This is a genomic window from Achromobacter marplatensis (assembly GCF_002209535.1).
GTDB classification, from domain to species: Bacteria; Pseudomonadota; Gammaproteobacteria; order Burkholderiales; family Burkholderiaceae_B; genus Achromobacter; species Achromobacter marplatensis.
The window spans coordinates 218,584-238,173 of the sequence record NZ_NJIG01000003.1 but is presented as its reverse complement, the minus strand read 5'-3'; the positions used below and the strand labels follow the sequence as shown (position 1 = coordinate 238,173).

Below are 19,590 nucleotides of genomic sequence, written 5' to 3'. Positions count from 1 at the left end.
CTGGCCCGAGCCCCCACATGGATACGCCCCGACGCGTGCTGATAGTTGAAGATGACGCCCACATCGCCGAATTGCTGCGCCTGCACCTGCGCGACGAAGGCTATGCGGTGGAACATGCCGCCGACGGCAACGAAGGCATGCGGCGGCTGGAAGAGGGCAGTTGGGACGCGCTGGTCCTGGACCTGATGCTGCCCGGCATCGACGGGCTTGAGATCTGCAAGCGGGCGCGTGCCATGGCGCGCTACACCCCGATCATCATCACCAGCGCCCGGTCCAGCGAAGTGCACCGCATCCTGGGCCTGGAACTGGGCGCGGACGACTACCTCGCCAAGCCGTTTTCCATGCTGGAACTGGTGGCGCGGGTGCGGGCGCTGCTGCGCCGCAGTGATGCCGTTGAACGCAATGCGCGCATCGATGCCGGCAGCCTGGCCGTGCACGGTGTTTCCATCGATCCGATCTCACGCACCGTGGACGTCGACGAGCGCCGGCTGGACCTGACGCCGCGCGAATTCGACCTGCTGCATTTCTTTGCCCGCCACCCCGACAAGGTCTTTTCCCGGATGGATCTGCTGAACCATGTGTGGGGCTACCAGCACGAAGGTTACGAGCACACGGTGAATACGCACATCAACCGGCTGCGCACCAAGATCGAGGCCGATCCCTCCAACCCGCAGCGCATCCTGACCGTCTGGGGCAGGGGCTACAAGTTCGCGGCAGCGCCGGGCGCGACGGGAGGCGCATCATGAAACGCTTCACCCTGACCCAACGCCTGTCCGGCGTCTTTGCGCTGCTGTTGCTGGCCTGCTGCGGCGCATCGGCCTGGCTGCAGATCGCCGCCAATTCCCGCTACGAGCAGGAGGTCGTGCAGCGCTTGTCCAGCGGGCTGGCGCAGCATATCGCCGGCACGACGGAACTGATGGACACCAATGGGTGGAAGCCGGACGCGGTGCGTTCGCTGTTCGACATGCTGATGGCGGTCAACCCGGCGGTCGAGGTCTACCTGCTGTCCAACGACGGCCGTATCGTCGGCGACGCGGCCCCCGCCGGCCAGATCAAGCGCGACCACGTGGACCTTGCGCCGGTCAAACGACTGCTGGAGGGCGGCATGCTGCCCATCGTGGGCGACGACCCGCGCAATGCCGGGGTGCAAAAGGTGTTCAGCGCGGCGCCCGTGCGTGTGGCGGGGCAGGACAAGGGTTATGTCTACGTGGTGCTGCAAGGCCAGGCGCACGATGCGCTGGCGATGTCCGTGTCGCGCAGCTCGGTCTTGCGCACGACGCTGTGGTCGATCGCGTTGGTGGCCTTGCTTGGGCTGGTGGCGGGCCTGACTGCGTTTGCCCTGATTACGCGGCCGTTGCGCGGCCTGACCCGGGCGGTGCGGGCTTTTGATGGCGACGACGGCCAGGCGCTGGCCGCGCTGGAGCGCCCTGGCGACGCGTCGGACCGCAACGGGGACGAGATCTCGGTGCTGCGGCGCAGCTTCGTGCAGATGGGCCGGCGGATATCCGACCAATGGCGCGAGTTGACGCGTCAGGACCAGCAGCGGCGCGACCTGGTCGCCAATATCTCGCACGATCTGCGCACGCCGCTGACGTCGTTGCACGGTTACCTGGAAACCCTGCGCCTGAAAGACGAAACGCTGGATGCCGGCGAACGCCGCCGTTATCTGGACATCGCGCTGGCGCAAAGCCGCAAGGTGGGCCGGCTGGCCCAGGAATTGTTCGAGCTGGCGCGGCTGGAATCTGGTCTGGTGCGGCCGGAGCCGGAAACGTTTTCGCTGCCGGAACTGGTACAGGACGTGCTGCAGAAATTCGAACTGGCTGCCGAAGCACGCCAGCAGCAATTGACCACCGACATCCCGCAGGCGCTGCCGCTGGTGCGCGCGGATCTGGGGCTGATCGAACGCGTCCTGACGAACCTGCTGGACAACGCCATTCGCCACAGTCCGCCGGGCGGCCGGATCGAACTGCAACTGGGCGTGGCGCAGAGCCGGGTGCAGGTGCAGGTCAGCGATTCGGGCCAGGGCATTCCGCCCGAACTGCGCGCCGGCCTGTTCACGCGGGCGTCTGCGCTGAGCCGCGGGCCGCGCGACGGGGGCGGCCTGGGCTTGGTGATCGTGCAGCGCATTCTGCAACTGCACCAGAGCGAGATCCGGCTGGTGGAACGCGCCGAGCGCGGCGCGGTGTTCCAGTTCGAACTGTCGGCGGCGCGTTAGGGCCGGCAGGCCCCAAGGCGCCCCGTCAGGCGGTGGCGGGCATCTGCCCGTGCAGCAGATAGTCCATCAGTTCGCGCACCGAACGCATGGCGCCGCCGAACGGCAGCTTGGACGCGCCGCGGAAGAACAGGCCCCGGCTGACCTCGCCGCGTAGCGCCGCCGCCAGTTTCAGGTCGATGCAGAACTGGCCGAATTTCGACAGGCCGTCACGCAGCCCGCATTGCGTCAGGCAATCCATGCGCTGGCTGCACCGGCGCGGATCAGCGCGCGTGCCGTCCTGCAGCGTTTTTTCCTGGCGCAGGTAGCGGGTTAACCAAGGCGTTGCCACCGCGCGCGCGGGCAGGCCGGCCACGCTGGTGAATTCGGCAAGTTCCGACGGGTCGGCGTCCATCAGCACGCGCTTGAAGTTCTCGTGCGCGTCGCCCTCCCGGGTGACGGCGAACGCCGTGCCCACTTGTACGCCATCGGCGCCGTTGGCAAGCCAGTGGCGCACCTGATCATGGCTGCCCACGCCGCCGGCGACGATCAGGCGGGGCGCGTCCTGGCCCAGTTGCAGCTCGTCGAACAACGCGTGGCATTCGGTCAGCACGCGCTGGAAATCGAAACGTTCATGGTGGATGTCGTCCAGGCGCGCGGCGCCCAGATGCCCCCCGGCGTGGCCCGGATGTTCAATGACCACGGCGTCGGCAAGCTTGCCCTTTTTCATCCACTTTTTCAGCACGACGGCCACGCCGCGCGCTTCCGACAGGATCGGCACCAGCGCAACCTTGGGAAAGTCGGCCGTCATTTCGGGCAGGTCCATGGGCAGGCCGGCGCCCATCACGATGGCTTGCGCGCCGCTTTCGCAGGCCTGGCGCACCAGCGCCGGGTGGCCGCGCACGGCCTTCATGACATTCACCGCGACCAGGCCACGCCCTTGCGCCGTGTCCAGCGCGGCGCGCACTTCGCGGTCCAGCGCTTCCAGATTGGCGCGGTCGATGGCGTCGCGGTCATTGCATTTGTCGGTCTTTTCGAGCAGATCCGGGTGGTGATGGCGCAAATCGATGCTGGCGATGGTGCCCACCGCGTTCTGGCTGGCAACGGTGCCGGCCAGACGGTGAGCGGACACGCCGACGCCCATGCCGCCCTGAACGATGGGCAGCAATTCGCGTCCGGCGAGTTTGAGTGATTTGAACCACGTCATGTTGAGTCTTTCCTCTGGTCAAGTGGACAGAGGCTAGAACAAGGGATGACGGGTCGCCTTGCGCGGGATCAAGCCGCCGGGCAATGGCAGGGCGCTTGCGCTCAGCCGACGCGGCCCGTCAGGCGGCGGGCGGCCTCCCGCACGGGCGTCAGGTGATCCGGGTTGTAACGGTGGGCGGGGGCGGTCAGCGTCACCGCCGCCGCGATGCCGCCCGACAACAGGAAAACGGGGGCGGAGATGCCCGCCACTTCGCTCAGCCGGTCGCCCATCGCGGCGAAATAGCCATCATGGCGGATCCGGGCATACAGCGCCTGATCCGGCCCCGGCGCATGGCCCAGGATGTCGTCATAGGCCATCAGCACGCGCCCGCCGCTGCCGCGTTCCAGCGGCAGCAGGTCGCCCGCCCGGATGTGGTCGCGCACCGGATGCGGGGAATCCACGCGGTACAGGCACAGGCGCGCATCGCCCTGGCGCACGTGATAGGCCGCGCTTTCGCCGGTCGTCGCCACCAGTTCGCGCAGCACGGGCATGACCACCTGCTCCAACGAAAACGAGGCGGAATAAATGCTGTGCAGGCGGGCCACTTCGGGGCCCAGCGCGTAGCGGCCGTCGTCCAGGCGGCGGATCCATTGCGCATGCTCCAGCGACGCGAGCAGGCGCAGCACGGTGCTCTTGTAGAGACGTGTGCGGTCGGCCAGTTCGCCCAGCGACAGCGTGCGGTCAGCGGGCGTGAAGACCGCCATCAGGCTCATCGCGCGGTCGACGGCGGCCACGCCGCCTGCCGCGGCATCGGCGTCTGCCACGGATTCGGTGACGGCTTTACGGGGCATGGCCAGCTCCGGCGCTGCGTCGGACTACAGTCGGCATATTCCATCCTTTAGAACGATTGGCGGCCATTGTAGGCATAGGGCCGCTTGGCGTTGGGCCTAAAACGCGCTTGACAGCGATTTCCTGTTCGCATTTAATTCTATTCTAAAGAACATCATTCTATTAGATAGAATATTATGGAGACGAAAGCATGGCGCATGACGCCCCAAATCCCACCGACGTTCTGATCAGCGAAGTCGGACCGCGCGACGGGCTGCAATCGGTGAAGGCCACCATGCCGACGGCCGACAAGTTGCGGTGGATCGATGCGCTGGTCGCGGCGGGATTGCGCGAAATCGAAGTGGCGTCGTTCGTGCCGGCCCGGCTGCTGCCGCAAATGGCCGATGCGGCGGAAGTGGTTGCCCATGCGGTCCGGCATGCCGGGGTGACGGTGATGGCGCTGGTGCCAAATCTGCGCGGCGCGGAGGCCGCGTTGCGCGCAGGCGTCCATAAGCTGACGATGCCGGTTTCCGCCAGCCGCGCCCATTCGCTGGCCAACGTGCGCAAGACGCCCGAAGACATGGTCGAAGAAGTCCGCGCCATCGCGCAACTGCGCGACGCCATCGCGCCCGGCGTGAAGCTGGAAGCGGGCATTTCAACGGCGTTCGGCTGCACCTTGCAAGGCTTGGTGCCGGAGGACGACGTCATCCGGCTGGCGGCAATGTGCGTCGCGGCCGGCGCGGACGAGTCCGGGCTGTCCGATACCGTGGGCTATGCCAACCCCGCCCAGGTGCGCCGCCTGTTCCGGCGCTTGCGCAGCGAAATCGGTTCGCATGCCGGCGCGGCCCATATGCACAACACCCGCGGATTGGGACTGGCCAATTGCCTGGCGGCCTGGGACGAGGGCGTGCGCACCTTCGACAGTTCGCTGGGAGGATTGGGCGGGTGCCCCTACGCGCCCGGCGCGTCGGGCAACGTCGTCACGGAAGATCTGGTGTTCATGTTCGAGGCGATGGGCGTGCGTACCGGGATCTCGCTGGAAAACATCATCGCGGCGCGCACGCCGCTTGCCGCCGGCCTGCCGGGCGAGCCCTTGTACGGCATGACGCCCGACGCTGGATTACCCAAGGGTTTCACGCCACCGCGCTAGCCCCCCTTTACCGATCGCGATGCCAACGCGGCAGGGCGCTACACGCGCCGGCCGCGCAGGGCGGCGCTTTGCCTGAAACCTGCCGCAGGGCGTCGATCCATTCCTTTTGAAGGTGCTCATATGTCCAGCCGTTCCCCGTCCCGTCTTCCGTACGAAGGCATCCGCGTCATCGAGTTCACCCACATGGTGATGGGGCCCACCTGCGGCATGCTGCTGGCGGACCTGGGCGCCGAGGTCATCAAGGTCGAACCGATGGGGGGCGATTCCACGCGCCGGCTGCTGGGCTCGGGCGCGGGCTTCTTCCCCATGTTCAACCGCAACAAGAAGAGCATCGCGCTGGACCTGAAGCAGCCAGAAGGCATCGAGGCCGCGCTTCGCCTGATCGATTCGGCCGACGTGGTCAGCGAGAACTTCAAGTCCGGCGTGATGGAAAAACTGGGCTTGGGGTACGCCGCGCTGAAGGCACGCAACCCCCGGCTGATCTATGTCAGCCACAAGGGGTTCCTGCCGGGGCCGTACGAGAACCGGACCGCCCTGGACGAGGTGGTGCAGATGATGGGCGGGCTGGCCTACATGACGGGCCGCGCCGGCGATCCGCTGCGCGCCGGCGCCAGCGTCAACGACATCATGGGCGGCATGTTCGGCGCGATGGGGGCCATGGCGGCGCTGGCCCAACGCGAACATACCGGCGTAGGCATGGAAGTGCAGGCCTCGCTATTCGAAAACAACGTCTTCCTGGTGGGGCAGCACATGATGCAGCACGCCATGACGGGGAATGCGCCGGCGCCGATGCCCAGCCGCATTTCCGCATGGGCCGTGTACGACGTCTTCACGGTGAAGGATGGCGAACAGGTGTTCCTGGCAGTCGTCAGCGACAAGCAATGGGGCATCTTCTGCCGCGCGTTCGGCCTGGGGGAATGGTTGGCGGACCCGCGCCTGAAGACGAATAACGACCGGGTGCAGGCCCGCGATTGGCTGATGCCGCAGCTGCGTTCGCATCTGGCCGGCTACCGCGCGTCGGAACTGGCGGCCCGGTTCGAACAAGAGGGCCTGCCGTTCGCGCCCATCACCCGGCCCGAGCAGCTCTTCGACGATCCGCACCTGAAGGCCACGGGCGGGCTTGCGCCGGTCACGTTGCCGGACGGCCGCGAAACCCGGGTGCCGCTGGCCCCGCTGACATTGGACGGCGTCCAGCCGCCCATCCGCTTGCAGCCACCGGCCGTGGGCGAACACACCGACGAGCTCTTGCGCGCCGCCGGCTATCGCGACGATGAAATCGCGGCCTTGAAGGCAAGGCACATTACACAAGGAGACAAACCCTCATGATGACTCTATCCCGACGCTCATTCCTGGGCGCAGCCCTCTGCGCGGCCGCATTGCCGTTGCGGGCGCAGACGGCCGGCGGCTACCCTGATGGCCGGCCCATCCGGCTGATCGTGCCCTACACGCCCGGCGGCGGAACAGATTCCGTGGCCCGCGCCATCGCCGCCAAGATCACCGGCCTGGCCGGCTGGTCGGTCGTGGTCGAAAACCGCCCGGGCGCTGGCGGCAACATCGGCCTGGACTATGTGGCCAAGACCAAGCCCGACGGATTCATGCTGGGCTTGGGGCAGACCTCCAACCTGGCCATCAATCCGGCGTTGATGCCGAAGATGCCGTTTGACGCGGGCAAGGATTTCGCTGCCGTCGCGCTGATCGCGTCGCTGCCCGTGGTGCTGGTGGTCAAAGCCAACGCGCGCTGGAACACGCTGGCCGATCTGGTGCGCGACGCCCGCGCCGCGCCCGGCTCCATCAAGCAGGCCCTGGCGGGGTCAGGCACGGTGGGCCATCTGGCGGGCGAGCTGCTGGCGTACCAGGCGAAGTTCGAAGTGCTGAACGTGCCGTACCGCGGCGCGGCCCCGGCCCTGAACGACCTGCTGGGCGAAAACACCGACTATATGTTCGCCACGCCGCAGGCCGCGCAGGAAATGCTGAAAGGTAAAGTGCTGCGCCCCTTGGCCGTGACCGCGCGGGCGCGGCTGCCGATCCTGCCCGACGTCCCTACGGTGGCCGAGTCCGGCTTCGACGACTTCGAGGCGCTGGATTGGAAGGCGCTGGTGGCGCCGGCCGGCACGCCCCGCGAGGTGATCCAGGCGGTGAACGGCGTCGTGGAAAAGGTACTGGCCGATCCGGCCACGGTGGCGCTCTTCACCGCGGAAGGCAGCACCGCGATGGGCGGCACACCCGAGGCGGCGCAGCAATACATCCTGCAGGAACAGCAGAAGTGGGCCCGCCTGATCCGCGAGGCCAATATCCAGACCGCCTCTTGAAGCGGCTAGCTAGAACCCGAAGGAGACAACCCGATGAAATCCATTTTCAAGTGCGGGCGCGCCATGCCCCGCCTGTTGGCCGCCGCTGTAATCGGCATGACCTGCCTGCCGGTCCACGCCGCGGGCGACGCGGCCGCCTGGCCCGATAAGCCCGTGCGGCTGGTCGTGCCGTATTCGCCTGGCGGCACGACGGACTACGCCGCGCGCCAGGTCGCGCAGAAGCTGTCCGAGGCGACCGGCAAGACCTTTATCGTCGACAACAAGACCGGCGCGTCCGGCACGATCGCCACCCAGGAAGTGGTGCGGTCGGCGCCCGACGGCAGCACTTTCCTGGTGACGGACACCACCTACACGATGCTGCCGCTGCTGTTCGCGAAGCTGCCGTGGGATTACCGGAACGACCTGATCCACGTCAGCGAGATCATTGAAACGCCGCTGGTGCTGCTGGTGCCGGAGAAGTCGCCCTTCAAGACGATGGAGCAGTTGGTGGCCTATGCGCGCGCCCATCCCGGCAAGCTGAATTACGGGTCCGGCGGCCAGGCGAGTTCGACACATCTGGCGGCCGAGATGTTCAAGAGCGAAGCCGGCATTTCGCTGACGCATATTCCGTACCGGGGCGCCGGCGCGGCGCTGGCGGACGTGATGGCCGGGCAGATCGACGTGCTGGTCACGGCGGCGCCCACCGCAATTCCGCCTGTGCAAGGCGGCCGCGTGCGGGCGCTTGCCGTCAGCGGCGACGCGCGCCTGGCGACGTTGCCTGACGTACCGACGTTCGCGCAAGCGGGCTTGCCGTCCTATCAGGTGCTGAACTGGTTCGGCCTGGCCGCGCCGAAGGGCACGCCGCCTGCCATCGTCGACAAGATGAATCGCCTGGTCTCCCAGGTGATGAGCGACCCGGCGATGCGCGAGAACATGGCGCGCCAAGGCGCGCAGCACCGGTCGATGACCGTGGGCGAGTTCGGCGGCTATGTCCAGCATCAGGTCGTGCTTTGGGCGGACGTGGGAAAACGCGTCGGTATCAAGCCGGAATAAGGGGGTTGCCATGTGGAATCTGGACTTCACGCCGCCCGTCGTCATCGAGGCACAGGTCATCGCCGTCCTGCCTGAAGGCTTGCGGCGCAAGCAGCGCAGCGCCTGGGCCGACGCCAACAAGGCGGGCCATATCGTCGACTGCTTTCTGGAAGGGCCAGTGTTCGACGCGTCGGGCGCGCTCTATGTAACGGACATTCCGCATGGGCGCATTCTGCGGGTCGACGGCATGCACGACTGGCACACGGTCGCCGAAACCGGTGGCTGGCCCAACGGGCTGGCGCTGCATCGCGACGGCAGCTTGTGGGTGGCTGACTACCGGCTGGGCATCCTGCGTTGCGACATGGCGAGCGGCCGGGTGGAAGCGGTGCTGGGGCACCGCAACAGCGAGTCGTTCAAGGGCGTGAATGACCTGGTTTTCGATCGAGCCGGCAGGCTGTATTTCACGGATCAGGGGCAGACCGGGCTGCACGACCCGCAGGGGCGCGTCTACCGCTACGACGCCGACGCCGGCCGCCTGGACTTGCTGCTGGCGAACGCGCCCAGTCCTAATGGCATCGCCCTGGACGCCGAGGAAAAAGTGCTCTTCGTGGCGGTGACCCGGGCCAATCAGGTGTGGCGGGCGCCCGTGATGCCGGATGGCTCCATCACCAAGATGGGGGCGTTCCGGACGTTTTTCGGTACCAGCGGGCCGGATGGCCTGGCAACCACGCCGGACGGCCGGTTGCTGGTGGCCCACGCCAGCTTGGGAGGTGTTTTCGTGCTTAATTCGCGGGGCGAGGTCACGCACTTCCTGAAAAGCCCACTCGGCGCCAGCACCGTCACCAATGTGGCGATACGCCCCGGCGGCGGTTCCGTCGTGATGACGGAATCCGCGACCGGGGCGATCCTGGAGGCGCAGTTGCCGGACTAGGGAGGCCTACGCCATCAACTTCACGATGGCGGGCACCGACAGCACGGCGGTGTAGTACCCCATGAACTGCACGCCGGTATTGAAGCCGAACAGCCGCGACAGCAGGCCGCCGAACAGGCCCATCGTCAGGATCACCAGCAGGCCCAGGAATTGGCCTTCCCAGATGCTGATCACGATGATCAGGCCCACGAACGTGGCGATGATGGCTTCGTGGCTGACCTTGCGCGACACGAACAGCGCGGCGCGGCGCGCGAAGTTCATCGCGAAGGGGTAGGAAACCAGCGCCGCCAGCAGCACTGCCAGCATGCCGTAGCCCAGGAATTCCCAGTGGTTCAGCAAGTTGTGCAGGTTGTGCGTCTGACCCGTGGCGGCATCCACGGTAAAGCGCGGCGGGGCGTTGAAGAGCGGGGCGGCAGGACCGGCGGCAACGGGGCTTAGCGGCAGGCCGAAGGCGATCAGCGGAATCAGCGCCTCGGCGATGTAGGTGGCTTCGGTGACGCCATTGCGCGCCGACAGCACCGTCGTCAGGCGATGGTAGGCGTGCTTGATGCGTGAGCCGACCAGTTCGCCCAGCACCACGGTCATGGCGACGGGGCTGAACACGAAGGTGGCGCTGGAAATCGCCGCCGTGGCCAGGGTCCAGCGCGTCTGGGTGCGGTCCATCACCTTCAAGGGATTGGGGAAGTAGCCCGACCAGCCCTTGACGTCAGGCGCCAGCGAGAACGTGCGCACCTTGTCGCGCATCATCTTCGCGCGGCCCATCGGCGAGATCACCGTGAACAGGTCTGCGATCAGCGGGCCGATGGCGATGCCCAGGAAATAGCTGATGCTCAGTTTGACGCCGTACTTGGCTGTCAGGCTTTGCAGCGCGATGATGACGACCACGAAGGGCACCAGCAGCGCCACCGCGGCCCAGCGGCCAGCCGAGAAATAGGCGATCAGCACAGCTGCCGCCAGGAAGATCCACGGCGCGGACTTGGTGATGGCGGCGCCGAACGGCGCCAGCAGCACGGCGAACAGCACGGCCAGCGGCACGGCGACAAAGGCGGCCACGATGGCGCCGGACACCATCTTGCGCAGGGCGATGTGCGGCACGCCCAGCTTGCGCAGCATGTTCGCGTCCTGCAGCAGTGGTGTGGCCAGCGTGTCGCCGGGAATGCCAAGCAGGGCAGTGGGCACGGCGTGCGTCATGTGCTTGGCCACCGCGCCGGCCAGGAAGAAGGTGAATACGCCGGCGGGCGGTACGCCCAGCAGCACCACCAGCAAGGTCAAAGGGGCCAGCGTCGTGGTTTCGTCGGTGCCGGATACCAGGCCGATCGCGGCGAACACCACCGCGCCCAGCAGCCCCATCGCGGCGGCTACCATGATTTGTTCAAGCAGGGCGGGATCGCTCATGCCAGTGCCTCCTTGGATGCGCCCAGGGGGCGGGCGGGCGCGACGGACGCCTGGGCGGCGGGCGGCTCGGTGAACAGGTCGTACAGGTCCAGTTCCTTCAGTTCGCGCACGACGGCTTCCGGAAGATCGGCCAGCGTGCCCAGGCCGCCCGGCTGCTCGGCCAGTTCGGCCAGCACTTCGGCGCGCCAGGCCGGGTCATGGGTGGAGGTGTGTTCGATGACTTCGCGTTTGGGCGGGAACAGGCGCGCGCAGATGACGCCGGCGATCACGCAGCCGGCCAACCCCGCCAGCATGGCGTAGGCGTGCGCCAGCTCGGGGGACGCGACCATGCCGCGCAACCAGCGGCTGGCGGCATAGAAGCCCGCCACGCTGATGGTGATGCCGATGCCGATGGCCCACGCCAGTTGGCGCAGGTCCACGGTGTCGCTCCATACCTCGGCCAGGCGCCAGGATGGCGCCGGGGATTTTGCTTCCATGTCTCTCTCCGTTGGGGTCGGGCGGCGCGGGCCATGCCGCGCGCCGCCTCTGTTCTTATATGGCCGGGGCCGGCCGGGCTTATCGCGACTGCCGCAGTTCCTCCAGCAAGGCCAGCGCGCGGTCGGTGCGGACGTCCTGCTCCGCCGCCATGCGCTTGGCGATGGTATCGATCTCGGCGCCCACGGCGCCGGCCACCAATGCGATGTTGCGGGCATGCAGCGCCATGTGGCCGCGCTGGATGCCTTCGGTGGCCAGCGCGCGCAACGCGCCCAGATTCTGCGCCAGGCCGACGGCGACCGCCACTTCGCCCAGTTCCTGCGCCGATTTCACGTCCATGATCTTCAGCGCCAGTTTGGCCAGCGGATGCGTCTTGGTCGCGCCGCCCACCAGGCCCACGGGCATGGGCATCTCGATCGTGCCGACCAGCGCGCCGGAGGTGTCCTTTTCCCATTGCGTCAGCGACGTGTAGCGGCCCGAGCGGGCGGCATAGGCGTGCGCGCCGGCCTCCACCGCGCGCCAATCGTTGCCGGTGGCCACGATGACGGGGTCGATGCCGTTCATGATGCCCTTGTTGTGCGTGGCGGCGCGGTAGGGGTCGACGGCGGCGAAGGTGTAGGCGTCCAGCACGCCTTCGATGATCTCGGCGCCGCTGCGGTCTTTGGTGTCCAGCACCTGGGGCGTCAGACGCACGCGGGCGCGCGCCAGACGCAAGTCGGCCAGATTGGACAGGATGCGCAGGCGTACCGAGCCGCCCGTGATTGTTTCGACCAGCGGCGCCACGGCCTCGGCCATGGTGTTGACGGTGTTGGCGCCCATCGCGTCGCGCACGTCCACGATCAGGTGCATCACGATCATCGGGCCGCGCGGGGTGTCGGGAAAGACATGGACTTCAAGGTCCTGGCAGCCGCCGCCCAGGCCAATCAGCACCTTGTCGCGGCTGTTGGCCAGCGTGACGATGCGCTCGCGTTCGCGCAGCAGCGCCAGGCGCGCGCCATGCGGGTCCGTCAAGCCCAGCACCTGGACCTGGGCACGCATCAGCGGACGGCTGCTGGACGTCTCGAAGCCGCCGCATTCGCGCGCAAGCTTCGCCATGAAAGAGGCTGCCGCCACGACGGACGGTTCTTCCACCGCCATCGGCACCAGCACGTCGCGGCCATTGACCTGGAAGTTGCCCGCCACGCCCAGCGGCAGTTCGAACGCGCCGATGACGTTTTCGATCATGCCGTCGGCACGGTCCAGGCCGAGCGCGCCCGGGCGGGCCAGCAACTGCTGTTCTTCAGGGGTCAGCGAAGCGGCGTCCGCAATCGTGGCCAGGCGTTGCGCAGGGGTCAGCGCGCGAAAGTTGGGCAAGCGTGAATCGGCCACGATGGCAGGTCTCCGTATAAGAATTAAGTGGCCTGATTCTAGGTAAACTGTACCGCTATTGAGAGGTACAGTTTGGGCAAACAGTACCATCGCACTGCACCAATTCTGGCCCGGACTCAAGCGGAAAACAACGTATGGAAGACGCAAGCAAACCGGGCAGGCGGCCGCGCGCCGCGCCCATCGCCGAAAGCCTGGCCAAGCTGATCGGCCAGCAGATTGCCGACGGCGTGTACCGGCCGGGCGACAAACTCCCGTCTTTGCGTGAGCTCTCGCAGCTGCACCGGTACGCCAAGAACACCGTGGTCGTGGCGTTTGAGATGCTGGTGGCCCAAGGGCTGGTGGAACCGCGGCGCGGCGCGGGCTTCTTCGTGCTGGACGGTGATTTCGCGCGCAAGACGGCTGACGAGGAACCCGGGCAGCTAAGCCGCGCGATGGACATCGTGTGGCTGATGCGCGAGCAACTCAAGACGCAGCCCGACGCAGTGCAGGCCGGCGACGGCTTTCCGCCCGTGGAGTGGCTGGCTGACATGCGCATGGACCGCTATCACCAGAAGGTGGTGCGCACAGGCCTGGGCGCCTTGTTCCGCTATGGCAGCCGCTTCGGCTACGCGCCGCTGCGCGAAAGTCTGGTGCGCAAACTGGGCGACGTCGGCGTGAACGTGGCGCCCCGGCAACTGGTACTGACGCACGGCGCGAACGAGGCCATGGATCTGGTGATCCGCTACTTCGTGCCGCCGGGCGCGACGGTGCTGGTGGACAACCCGGGGTACTACCCCCTGTTCGGCAAGCTGAAGCTGGCGGGCGTGCGCATGCTGGGCGTGCCGCGCCTGTCCGATGGGCCCGACGTGGTGGCGCTGGAAGCCTTGTTGCAGCGCGAAAAGCCTCGGCTGTTCTTCACGCAGTCGCTGGCGCACAACCCTACCGGTTCCGATATTTCGCTGGCCAAGGCCTATAAGGTCCTGCAGCTGTCCGAGCGCTACAACCTGATGGTGGTGGAAAACGACTCGCTGGCCGATTTCAAGCCCACGTCCGCGGTCCGGCTGTCGGCACTCGACCAGTTGGAGCGCACCATCTATATCGGGAGCTTCTCGAAATCGTTTTCGGCGGCGCTGCGAGTGGGCTTCATCGCCTGCAACGCGGCGCTGGCCAGCGACCTGGCCGACCTGAAAGCGCTGGTGCACGTCAGCAGTTCGGAATACTGCGAACGCATGGTGGATGTGATGCTGCGCGACGGGCATTACGAGCGGCATCTGGTCAGGCTGCGGCAACGGCTGGAGGCCGCCACCGGCCATGCCCTGCAGGTGCTGGATTCGTTGGGAGCCGAGGTCTTTGCGCGGCCGGGGAGTTCGCTTTACCTGTGGTCGGCGTTTCCCGGCGTGTCCGATTCGCTGACGTTGGCGGCCGACCTGATGCCCGAAAAGGTCATCATGGCGCCAGGCCGCGTGTTCAGCGTGGACCCGACGGCCACGTCGCCCTGGTCGCGCTGCAACGTTGGGGCGATCGGATCGCCGCGCTTTCACGCGACGCTGGCGGCGTTGTTGGCTCAGCGATAGGCGAATTCCGTAAACCACTCGGCCAGCCGGGCTTGCGCCTGCGTGCTGAGTGCACGGCCGGGCGGGATGCCTGGCGAGCTGCGCGCGCCTTGCACCGCAAAGCGCCGCACGCCGCGGCGCGCCAATTCTCGAGCCAGCGCCAGCAGCCGCGTTTCATCCAGCCAGTCGGGATGCCAGGTGATGCGGCATTCGAACTCCGTGCCGGCGGACAGCAGTTGCGTCAGGCAGGCCAGCGCGGGGCGCTGGGAATCGCGGCGGCCGGTAATGTCGTCGTAGCCCTGCGCATCGGCCTTGATGTCCAGCCCGACCCAATCCAGATGGCGCAGCACATCGGCCAGGCGCAAGGGATAGATGCCCGCCGTGTGCAGGCCCACCCGATATCCCATGCGCCGCACGTCGCGGATCAGCGCCGGCAGCCGGGGTTCGCTCAAGGGTTCGCCGCCCGAGAACACCACGGCGTCCAGCAGGCCGGTGCGCGTGGCCAGGAAGGCTCGCGTTTCGCGCCAGTCGTACCGGGCGGCGCGGGTTTGCAATTCGGTGTTGTGGCAGTAATGGCAGCGCCAGGGGCAGCCCGAGATGAAGACGACGGCGGCCAGTTGCCCGGGCCAGTCCACCGTGGAAAAGGGCACCAGCCCGCCGATGGCGGGCGAATGCCGCGGCAGCGGTTGGGCAACGGGTTGGGGCGGGGCCGCGTAGGCCGGCCTTGCGGCCAGCCTGCGCGTACCGGGCTCGGCGTGTTGAGGCGCGCCTTCAGGCGCGTTGCTCGACGAAGAAGCGGCGTTCATTGAATTCGCCTTGTTTGCCGGTGTTGAAGGAAGAGACGGGACGGTGGTAGCCCATCACTCGGGTCCAGACTTCGCAGCGCACGCGCTGGCTGTCGTCCAGTTGCAGGACGGGTGCCGCAGCGGTTGGGGCGGGGACGGTCAAGGTTTGCATCGAGGACTCCTTGGGGTGAAGGCCGGGCTTGCGCGCGGCGGGATGTCGCGCGCTAGGCGGGTGCGCAGCACGCGGATTGCTTGGCCAACAGTTCGGCGTCGCACTTGGGGCAGAACTCGTGATGCCCGGCCAGATAACCGTGGTTGGGGCAGATCGAGAACGTGGGGGTGACCGTGATGTACGGCAGCCGGAAATTCGACAGCGCGCGGCGCACCAGCTGCTTGCATGCTTCGGCGGACGACACGGCTTCGTTCATGTACAGATGCAGCACGGTGCCGCCCGTGTACTTGCTTTGCAGCGTTTCCTGCAGTTGCAGCGCGTGGAACGGGTCGTCGGTATGGCCCACCGGCAGCTGGCTGGAATTGGTGTAGTAGGGCTGGGCGTCGGACCCCGCCTGCAGGATGCCGGGATAGCGCTTCCTGTCTTCGCGCGCGAAGCGGTAGGTCGTGCCTTCGGCAGGCGTGGCCTCCAGGTTGTAGAGGTGGCCGGTCTGCTCCTGGAATTCGGTCATGCGGTCGCGCACGCGGTCCAGGAGGCGCACGGCCAGCGCATGGCCGGCGGCGGTGGTCACGTCCTCGGCATCGTTCGTGAAGTTGCGGATCATCTCGTTGATGCCGTTCACGCCCAGCGTGCTGAAGTGGTTGCGCAAGGTGCCCAGGTAGCGCCGGGTGTAGGGGTACAGGCCCTGGTCGATGTAGCGCTGCACCACCTTGCGCTTGGTCTCCAGCACGTCGCGCCCCAGGCCCAGGAGCGTGTCCAGGCGCGCCATCAACTTCGCCTCGTCGCCTTGGCAGGTGTAGCCCAGGCGTGCGCAGTTGACGGTGACCACGCCTACCGATCCGGTCTGTTCCGCCGATCCGAAAAGGCCGTTGCCGCGCTTGAGCAGTTCGCGCAGGTCCAGCTGCAGGCGGCAGCACATGGACCGCACCATATGGGGTTCCAGGTCCGAATTCAGGAAGTTCTGGAAATAGGGCAGGCCGTAGCGCGCCGTCATTTCGAACAGGCGGTCGGTGTTGGGATGGTTCCAGTCGAAGTCGGGCGTGATGTTGTAGGTGGGAATGGGGAAGGTGAACACGCGCCCCTTGGCGTCGCCGGCCATCATCACTTCAATGTAGGCGCGGTTGATCATGTCCATTTCGGCCTGCAGGTCGCCATAGCAGAAGGGCATTTCCTGGCCGCCCACGTAGGGCACCTGTTCCTTCAGGTCGGCCGGGCAGGTCCAGTCGAAGGTCAGGTTGGTGAACGGCGTCTGCGTGCCCCAGCGGCTGGGCACGTTCAGGTTGAAGATCAGTTCCTGCATGGCCTGCTTCACCTCGGCGTACGTCATCGCGTCGCGGCGGATGAAGGGCGCCATGTAGGTGTCGAAGGAACTGAAGGCCTGCGCGCCGGCCCATTCGTTCTGCAACGTGCCCAGGAAGTTGACGATCTGGCCGATGGCGGCCGACATGTGCTTGGGCGGGGTGGATTCGACTTTGCCGGGAATGCCGTTGAAGCCTTCAGTCAGCAGCTGGCGCAGCGACCAGCCGGCGCAATAACCGCTGAGCATGTCCAGGTCGTGGATGTGGATGTCGCCGTCGCGGTGCGCCTGGCCCGCTTCGGGCGTGAAGACGTTGGACAGCCAGTAGTTGGCGGTGACCTTGCCCGCCACGTTCAGGATCAGGCCGCCCAGGCTGTAGCCCTGGTTGGCGTTGGCGTTGACGCGCCAGTCGCGCTGGTCCAGGTATTCCTCCATGGCGCTTTCCACATCCACCAGGGTGTGGCGCAGCGAGCGCAACCGGGCATGCTGTTCGCGGTGCACGATGTACGCGCGGGCGGTGCGCCAGTGGCCCGCCTGGACCAGGGCTTCTTCGACGCGGTTCTGGATGGTTTCGACGCCGGGGCAGGGTTGGTCCGCCAAGGCGCCGATGACGATATCGGTCAGCGCCTGCGCGCCCGCCAGATCCAACTCCCCGGTGCTGGTTCCGGCCGCCGCCATGGCGTGCGCGATCTTGTCGCGATCAAAGTCCGCGACGCGGCCGTCACGCTTGAGGATGTGTTGGATAGGCATTATTGACACCATATGTAGTGGGGTGTGAAAACTCTACCACCACATATGGTGCTATCGACGCGTAGCCTGCGCGCGATATCAGCCTGGTTTGATGCGGGTCAAACACAGGGAAGGGGCCCGCGCAAAGCGCAATGCCCAGTAGGCCTCAGAAGCCGATGCCGATGCCCGCCAGCGAAATGGCCACCGCCAGGGCGGCGGTGCTGGCGGCGGGCCGCGGCGCCCAGGACAGCATGCCCACCCACAGCAGCGCGCCTGCGGACAGCCAGCCCAGCCACGCGACCACGCCCACCGTATTGCCCCACAGGCCGACGCAAGGCAGGAGCGCCAGCGCCAGCAACAGCACGCCGGCGCCACGCAGTACGCGCGTATGGCCGGCCGATGGATCACGGCCCCAGACCTGGTCGTAATGGCGCGGCATCGCCAGGCTCAGGCAGGCCATGCCGGAGTAGGTCAGCAGCAAAGCCATCACAATGGCGAATACGTCGTTCATGTTCATGCCGCTGCCTCTTGGTTCGCGCGGGGTTTGCGCTGGGCGGGCGCGGACAGGGGCTTCTTCCACAAACGGATGGCCGCCCAGGCGGATAGTACGCCAAAGGCGACGGCCGTCAGTTCAACGCCGGCGCTTTCCCAATCGCCGCGTGCGATCTGCGCGAAGACATGGTCGCCCAGCGTCGCGAACGACATTAGCGGCAGCAGCAGGCACAGCGCTGCCAACAAGCCCAGCTGCGAGATCCATGCACGGCGCGGGCTGCACAGCCAGGCCAGCGCCAACATCAGCGCCCATACGCCGAAGAAGCAGCGCAGTTCCCACAGCACCCGGTTCTCCAGCGCCACAGGCAGCAGGCGGTTGGCCCAGAAGTAGCTGACGCACGCCACGGCGAGGCCGGCCAGCGCGGCTACGTTCAGGCCTTCGAACAGCCGGTACATGCGCGCCGTGGCGCCGCCGAATTCGTTGCCCAGCTTGGCGCGCCGCTTCACCATGAACAGCACGGCGCCCGTGCCCATCATGGCGGCGCCCGCCAGCCCGCAGATGAAGTACAGCCACTGGATGGCCAGCCCGCCAAAGCGCGCCATGTGCAGGTCGCTCATCACCTGGCGCACCAGCGCGGGCGTGCCGCCATTGACGCCGCCGGCGGGCCGCGTGCGCAGCAGTTCGCCCGTGGCGCCCGAGAATTCGGCCATGCCGGTGGTGGCGCTGATGTTGTGGAAGGTGTCGCGGTCTTCGTTCCAGCCGTAGACAGCAATCCGCATGGAGCTGTCTTCGGGGTTGTTGATGACGATGGCGCGCGCGGCCTGGCCGATCAGCGCTTCGGCTTGGGCCACCATGGGTTCCAGCTTAGGCATTGCAAGCGGCGTGCCGGTGCGCAGCGGTTTGACTTCGCCCTGCATCTCGGCCAGGTACAGGCGGGTTCCTTCCATGCCGGCGCCGTATTGGGCAGCGACCGGGGCGGGCATCAGTTCGGCGCTGGAGATCACGATGCCGGTGTACGCGATCATGAACTGGAAGGGCAGGGTCAGCACGGCGACCGCGTTATGCGCGTCCAGCCACGAACGCTGCCCCTTTTTCACGCGGAACGTGAAGAAGTCCTTGAAGATGCGCTTGTGGGTGACCACGCCCGAAATCAGCGCCACCAGCATCGCCATGGTGGCGAAGGCCACGATCCACAGGCCGTAATGGCTTTCGTGCAGCGTGTAGTGGAAGTTCACGAAGTGCGTGCCGCCCATCGTGGCGCGGCCTTCCTCGTCGTGATGGTCATCCATTTCGGCGCCGGTCGCGGGGTCCAGTTCCGCATCGGCATACTGGCCGTTCTGGTCGAACCAATAGACCGACAGGCTGTTTTCGTGGGAGCGGTTGACGGGCCAGATCTCCCACATCTCGGCGCCTGCGTGCTTGCGCGACATGTAGTCGATCGCCAGCTCCAGGCGCCGGGCGCGGTCCACGGGCGCGCTTTCCCGCTGGGCAGCCAGGGCTTCGGCCGCGTGGTGCTCGGGCGTCATCCAATGGGTGATGGGCTCGGAAAACACGGCCAGCGACCCTGTCAGGAACACCGTGAACAGCAGCCAGGAAAACCACAGACCGACCCAGGTATGCAACCAGGCCATGGATAGGCGGAAACCGGATTTCAGAACGAGCCTCTTTATTCGTTGTTGCCGCCGCGAGCCGGACGGATTTTGATTTTATTGAGAATGGTTCCAATTCTAAGCGAATTG

The 19,590-nt window shown here is 66.7% G+C and carries 18 protein-coding genes; 8 read left to right on the top strand and 10 right to left on the bottom strand.

The window, feature by feature from the left end; genetic code table 11:
* Positions 1 to 17 precede the first annotated feature (17 nt).
* The gene (locus tag CEY09_RS08050; protein ID WP_088588238.1) at positions 18 to 746 is read left to right on the top strand and encodes a response regulator transcription factor; all 729 of its coding nucleotides are present in this window, start codon (positions 18 to 20) and stop codon (positions 744 to 746) included.
* Positions 743 to 2,215 (top strand): sensor histidine kinase, encoded by a 1,473-nt coding sequence (locus CEY09_RS08045; RefSeq protein WP_088588237.1) that lies wholly within the window; start codon positions 743 to 745, stop codon positions 2,213 to 2,215. The genes CEY09_RS08050 and CEY09_RS08045 overlap by 4 nt, the downstream gene beginning before the upstream one ends.
* A 25-nt stretch (positions 2,216 to 2,240) precedes the next feature.
* Here the strand turns inward: CEY09_RS08045 and CEY09_RS08040 are convergent, their stop codons facing one another.
* Complete coding sequence (locus tag CEY09_RS08040) at positions 2,241 to 3,398, bottom strand: NAD(P)H-dependent flavin oxidoreductase (protein ID WP_006223283.1); 1,158 nt, start codon at positions 3,396 to 3,398, stop codon at positions 2,241 to 2,243.
* Positions 3,399 to 3,499: 101 nt separating this feature from the next.
* A complete protein-coding gene (locus tag CEY09_RS08035; protein ID WP_088588236.1) occupies positions 3,500 to 4,228 on the bottom strand; it encodes an IclR family transcriptional regulator in 729 nt (242 codons plus the stop codon).
* A 188-nt stretch (positions 4,229 to 4,416) separates the two neighbouring features.
* Between CEY09_RS08035 and CEY09_RS32485 the strand changes: the two genes are divergently transcribed.
* The 5 genes from CEY09_RS32485 (at position 4,417) to CEY09_RS08015 (ending at position 9,606) form a co-directional block, all read left to right on the top strand.
* Positions 4,417 to 5,355 (top strand): hydroxymethylglutaryl-CoA lyase, encoded by a 939-nt coding sequence (locus tag CEY09_RS32485; protein ID WP_113914591.1) that lies wholly within the window; start codon positions 4,417 to 4,419, stop codon positions 5,353 to 5,355.
* A gap of 120 nt (positions 5,356 to 5,475) precedes the next feature.
* Complete coding sequence (locus CEY09_RS32480; protein ID WP_113914592.1) at positions 5,476 to 6,681, top strand: CaiB/BaiF CoA transferase family protein; 1,206 nt, start codon at positions 5,476 to 5,478, stop codon at positions 6,679 to 6,681.
* Positions 6,678 to 7,664: a Bug family tripartite tricarboxylate transporter substrate binding protein gene (locus tag CEY09_RS08025; RefSeq protein ID WP_088588235.1), complete on the top strand. Its 987-nt coding sequence runs from the start codon at positions 6,678 to 6,680 to the stop codon at positions 7,662 to 7,664. The genes CEY09_RS32480 and CEY09_RS08025 overlap by 4 nt, the downstream gene beginning before the upstream one ends.
* Positions 7,665 to 7,697: 33 nt before the next feature.
* Complete coding sequence (locus CEY09_RS08020; protein WP_088588234.1) at positions 7,698 to 8,696, top strand: Bug family tripartite tricarboxylate transporter substrate binding protein; 999 nt, start codon at positions 7,698 to 7,700, stop codon at positions 8,694 to 8,696.
* Positions 8,697 to 8,706: 10 nt separating this feature from the next.
* Positions 8,707 to 9,606: an SMP-30/gluconolactonase/LRE family protein gene (locus CEY09_RS08015; protein WP_088588233.1), complete on the top strand. Its 900-nt coding sequence runs from the start codon at positions 8,707 to 8,709 to the stop codon at positions 9,604 to 9,606.
* 6 nt (positions 9,607 to 9,612) lie between these two features.
* On the opposite strand, the gene CEY09_RS08010 is transcribed toward CEY09_RS08015, so the two are convergent.
* From CEY09_RS08010 to CEY09_RS08000, 3 genes are all read right to left on the bottom strand, one after another.
* On the bottom strand, positions 9,613 to 11,001 hold the full coding sequence (locus CEY09_RS08010; protein WP_006223276.1) for a tripartite tricarboxylate transporter permease: 1,389 nt from the start codon (positions 10,999 to 11,001) through the stop codon (positions 9,613 to 9,615).
* Complete coding sequence (locus CEY09_RS08005) at positions 10,998 to 11,477, bottom strand: hypothetical protein (protein ID WP_088588232.1); 480 nt, start codon at positions 11,475 to 11,477, stop codon at positions 10,998 to 11,000. The genes CEY09_RS08010 and CEY09_RS08005 overlap by 4 nt, the downstream gene beginning before the upstream one ends.
* 79 nt (positions 11,478 to 11,556) lie before the next feature.
* Positions 11,557 to 12,846, bottom strand: coding sequence for a hydroxymethylglutaryl-CoA reductase, degradative (locus CEY09_RS08000; protein WP_088588541.1), 1,290 nt, complete (start codon positions 12,844 to 12,846; stop codon positions 11,557 to 11,559).
* 131 nt (positions 12,847 to 12,977) lie between these two features.
* Between CEY09_RS08000 and CEY09_RS07995 the strand changes: the two genes are divergently transcribed.
* Positions 12,978 to 14,396, top strand: a complete 1,419-nt coding sequence (locus CEY09_RS07995) for an aminotransferase-like domain-containing protein (protein ID WP_088588231.1) — start codon at positions 12,978 to 12,980, stop codon at positions 14,394 to 14,396.
* Here CEY09_RS07995 and CEY09_RS07990 read toward each other — a convergent pair.
* The 5 genes from CEY09_RS07990 to CEY09_RS07970 form a co-directional block, all read right to left on the bottom strand.
* A complete protein-coding gene (locus tag CEY09_RS07990; RefSeq protein ID WP_175216723.1) occupies positions 14,387 to 15,181 on the bottom strand; it encodes an anaerobic ribonucleoside-triphosphate reductase activating protein in 795 nt (264 codons plus the stop codon). The two genes, CEY09_RS07995 and CEY09_RS07990, sit on opposite strands and share 10 nt — an antisense overlap.
* On the bottom strand, positions 15,147 to 15,332 hold the full coding sequence (gene nrdD, locus CEY09_RS07985; protein ID WP_088588230.1) for an anaerobic ribonucleoside-triphosphate reductase: 186 nt from the start codon (positions 15,330 to 15,332) through the stop codon (positions 15,147 to 15,149). The genes CEY09_RS07990 and nrdD overlap by 35 nt, the downstream gene beginning before the upstream one ends.
* 52 nt (positions 15,333 to 15,384) lie before the next feature.
* A complete protein-coding gene (locus tag CEY09_RS07980; RefSeq protein ID WP_088588229.1) occupies positions 15,385 to 17,379 on the bottom strand; it encodes a ribonucleoside triphosphate reductase in 1,995 nt (664 codons plus the stop codon).
* A 145-nt stretch (positions 17,380 to 17,524) separates the two neighbouring features.
* A complete protein-coding gene (locus tag CEY09_RS07975) occupies positions 17,525 to 17,875 on the bottom strand; it encodes a DUF3325 domain-containing protein (protein WP_006223268.1) in 351 nt (116 codons plus the stop codon).
* A complete protein-coding gene (locus CEY09_RS07970) occupies positions 17,872 to 19,482 on the bottom strand; it encodes a PepSY-associated TM helix domain-containing protein (protein ID WP_088588228.1) in 1,611 nt (536 codons plus the stop codon). Before CEY09_RS07970 ends, CEY09_RS07975 begins: the two co-directional genes overlap by 4 nt.
* Positions 19,483 to 19,590: the final 108 nt, after the last annotated feature.

Excerpts from the sequence above, each read along its gene's own strand:
- CEY09_RS07970 (WP_088588228.1), bottom strand. The coding sequence starts at position 19,482 with ATGGCCTGGTTGCATACCTGGGTCGGTCTGTGGTTTTCCTGGCTGCTG.
- CEY09_RS08050 (WP_088588238.1), top strand. The coding sequence starts at position 18 with ATGGATACGCCCCGACGCGTGCTGATAGTTGAAGATGACGCCCACATC.
- CEY09_RS08010 (WP_006223276.1), bottom strand. The coding sequence starts at position 11,001 with ATGAGCGATCCCGCCCTGCTTGAACAAATCATGGTAGCCGCCGCGATG.
- CEY09_RS07980 (WP_088588229.1), bottom strand. The coding sequence starts at position 17,379 with ATGCCTATCCAACACATCCTCAAGCGTGACGGCCGCGTCGCGGACTTT.
- CEY09_RS08045 (WP_088588237.1), top strand. The coding sequence starts at position 743 with ATGAAACGCTTCACCCTGACCCAACGCCTGTCCGGCGTCTTTGCGCTG.
- CEY09_RS08015 (WP_088588233.1), top strand. The coding sequence starts at position 8,707 with ATGTGGAATCTGGACTTCACGCCGCCCGTCGTCATCGAGGCACAGGTC.
- CEY09_RS08035 (WP_088588236.1), bottom strand. The coding sequence starts at position 4,228 with ATGCCCCGTAAAGCCGTCACCGAATCCGTGGCAGACGCCGATGCCGCG.
- CEY09_RS08005 (WP_088588232.1), bottom strand. The coding sequence starts at position 11,477 with ATGGAAGCAAAATCCCCGGCGCCATCCTGGCGCCTGGCCGAGGTATGG.
- CEY09_RS07990 (WP_175216723.1), bottom strand. The coding sequence starts at position 15,181 with ATGAACGCCGCTTCTTCGTCGAGCAACGCGCCTGAAGGCGCGCCTCAA.
- CEY09_RS08025 (WP_088588235.1), top strand. The coding sequence starts at position 6,678 with ATGATGACTCTATCCCGACGCTCATTCCTGGGCGCAGCCCTCTGCGCG.
- CEY09_RS08020 (WP_088588234.1), top strand. The coding sequence starts at position 7,698 with ATGAAATCCATTTTCAAGTGCGGGCGCGCCATGCCCCGCCTGTTGGCC.
- CEY09_RS07995 (WP_088588231.1), top strand. The coding sequence starts at position 12,978 with ATGGAAGACGCAAGCAAACCGGGCAGGCGGCCGCGCGCCGCGCCCATC.
- nrdD (WP_088588230.1), bottom strand. The coding sequence starts at position 15,332 with ATGCAAACCTTGACCGTCCCCGCCCCAACCGCTGCGGCACCCGTCCTG.
- CEY09_RS08040 (WP_006223283.1), bottom strand. The coding sequence starts at position 3,398 with ATGACGTGGTTCAAATCACTCAAACTCGCCGGACGCGAATTGCTGCCC.
- CEY09_RS32485 (WP_113914591.1), top strand. The coding sequence starts at position 4,417 with ATGGCGCATGACGCCCCAAATCCCACCGACGTTCTGATCAGCGAAGTC.
- CEY09_RS32480 (WP_113914592.1), top strand. The coding sequence starts at position 5,476 with ATGTCCAGCCGTTCCCCGTCCCGTCTTCCGTACGAAGGCATCCGCGTC.
- CEY09_RS07975 (WP_006223268.1), bottom strand. The coding sequence starts at position 17,875 with ATGAACATGAACGACGTATTCGCCATTGTGATGGCTTTGCTGCTGACC.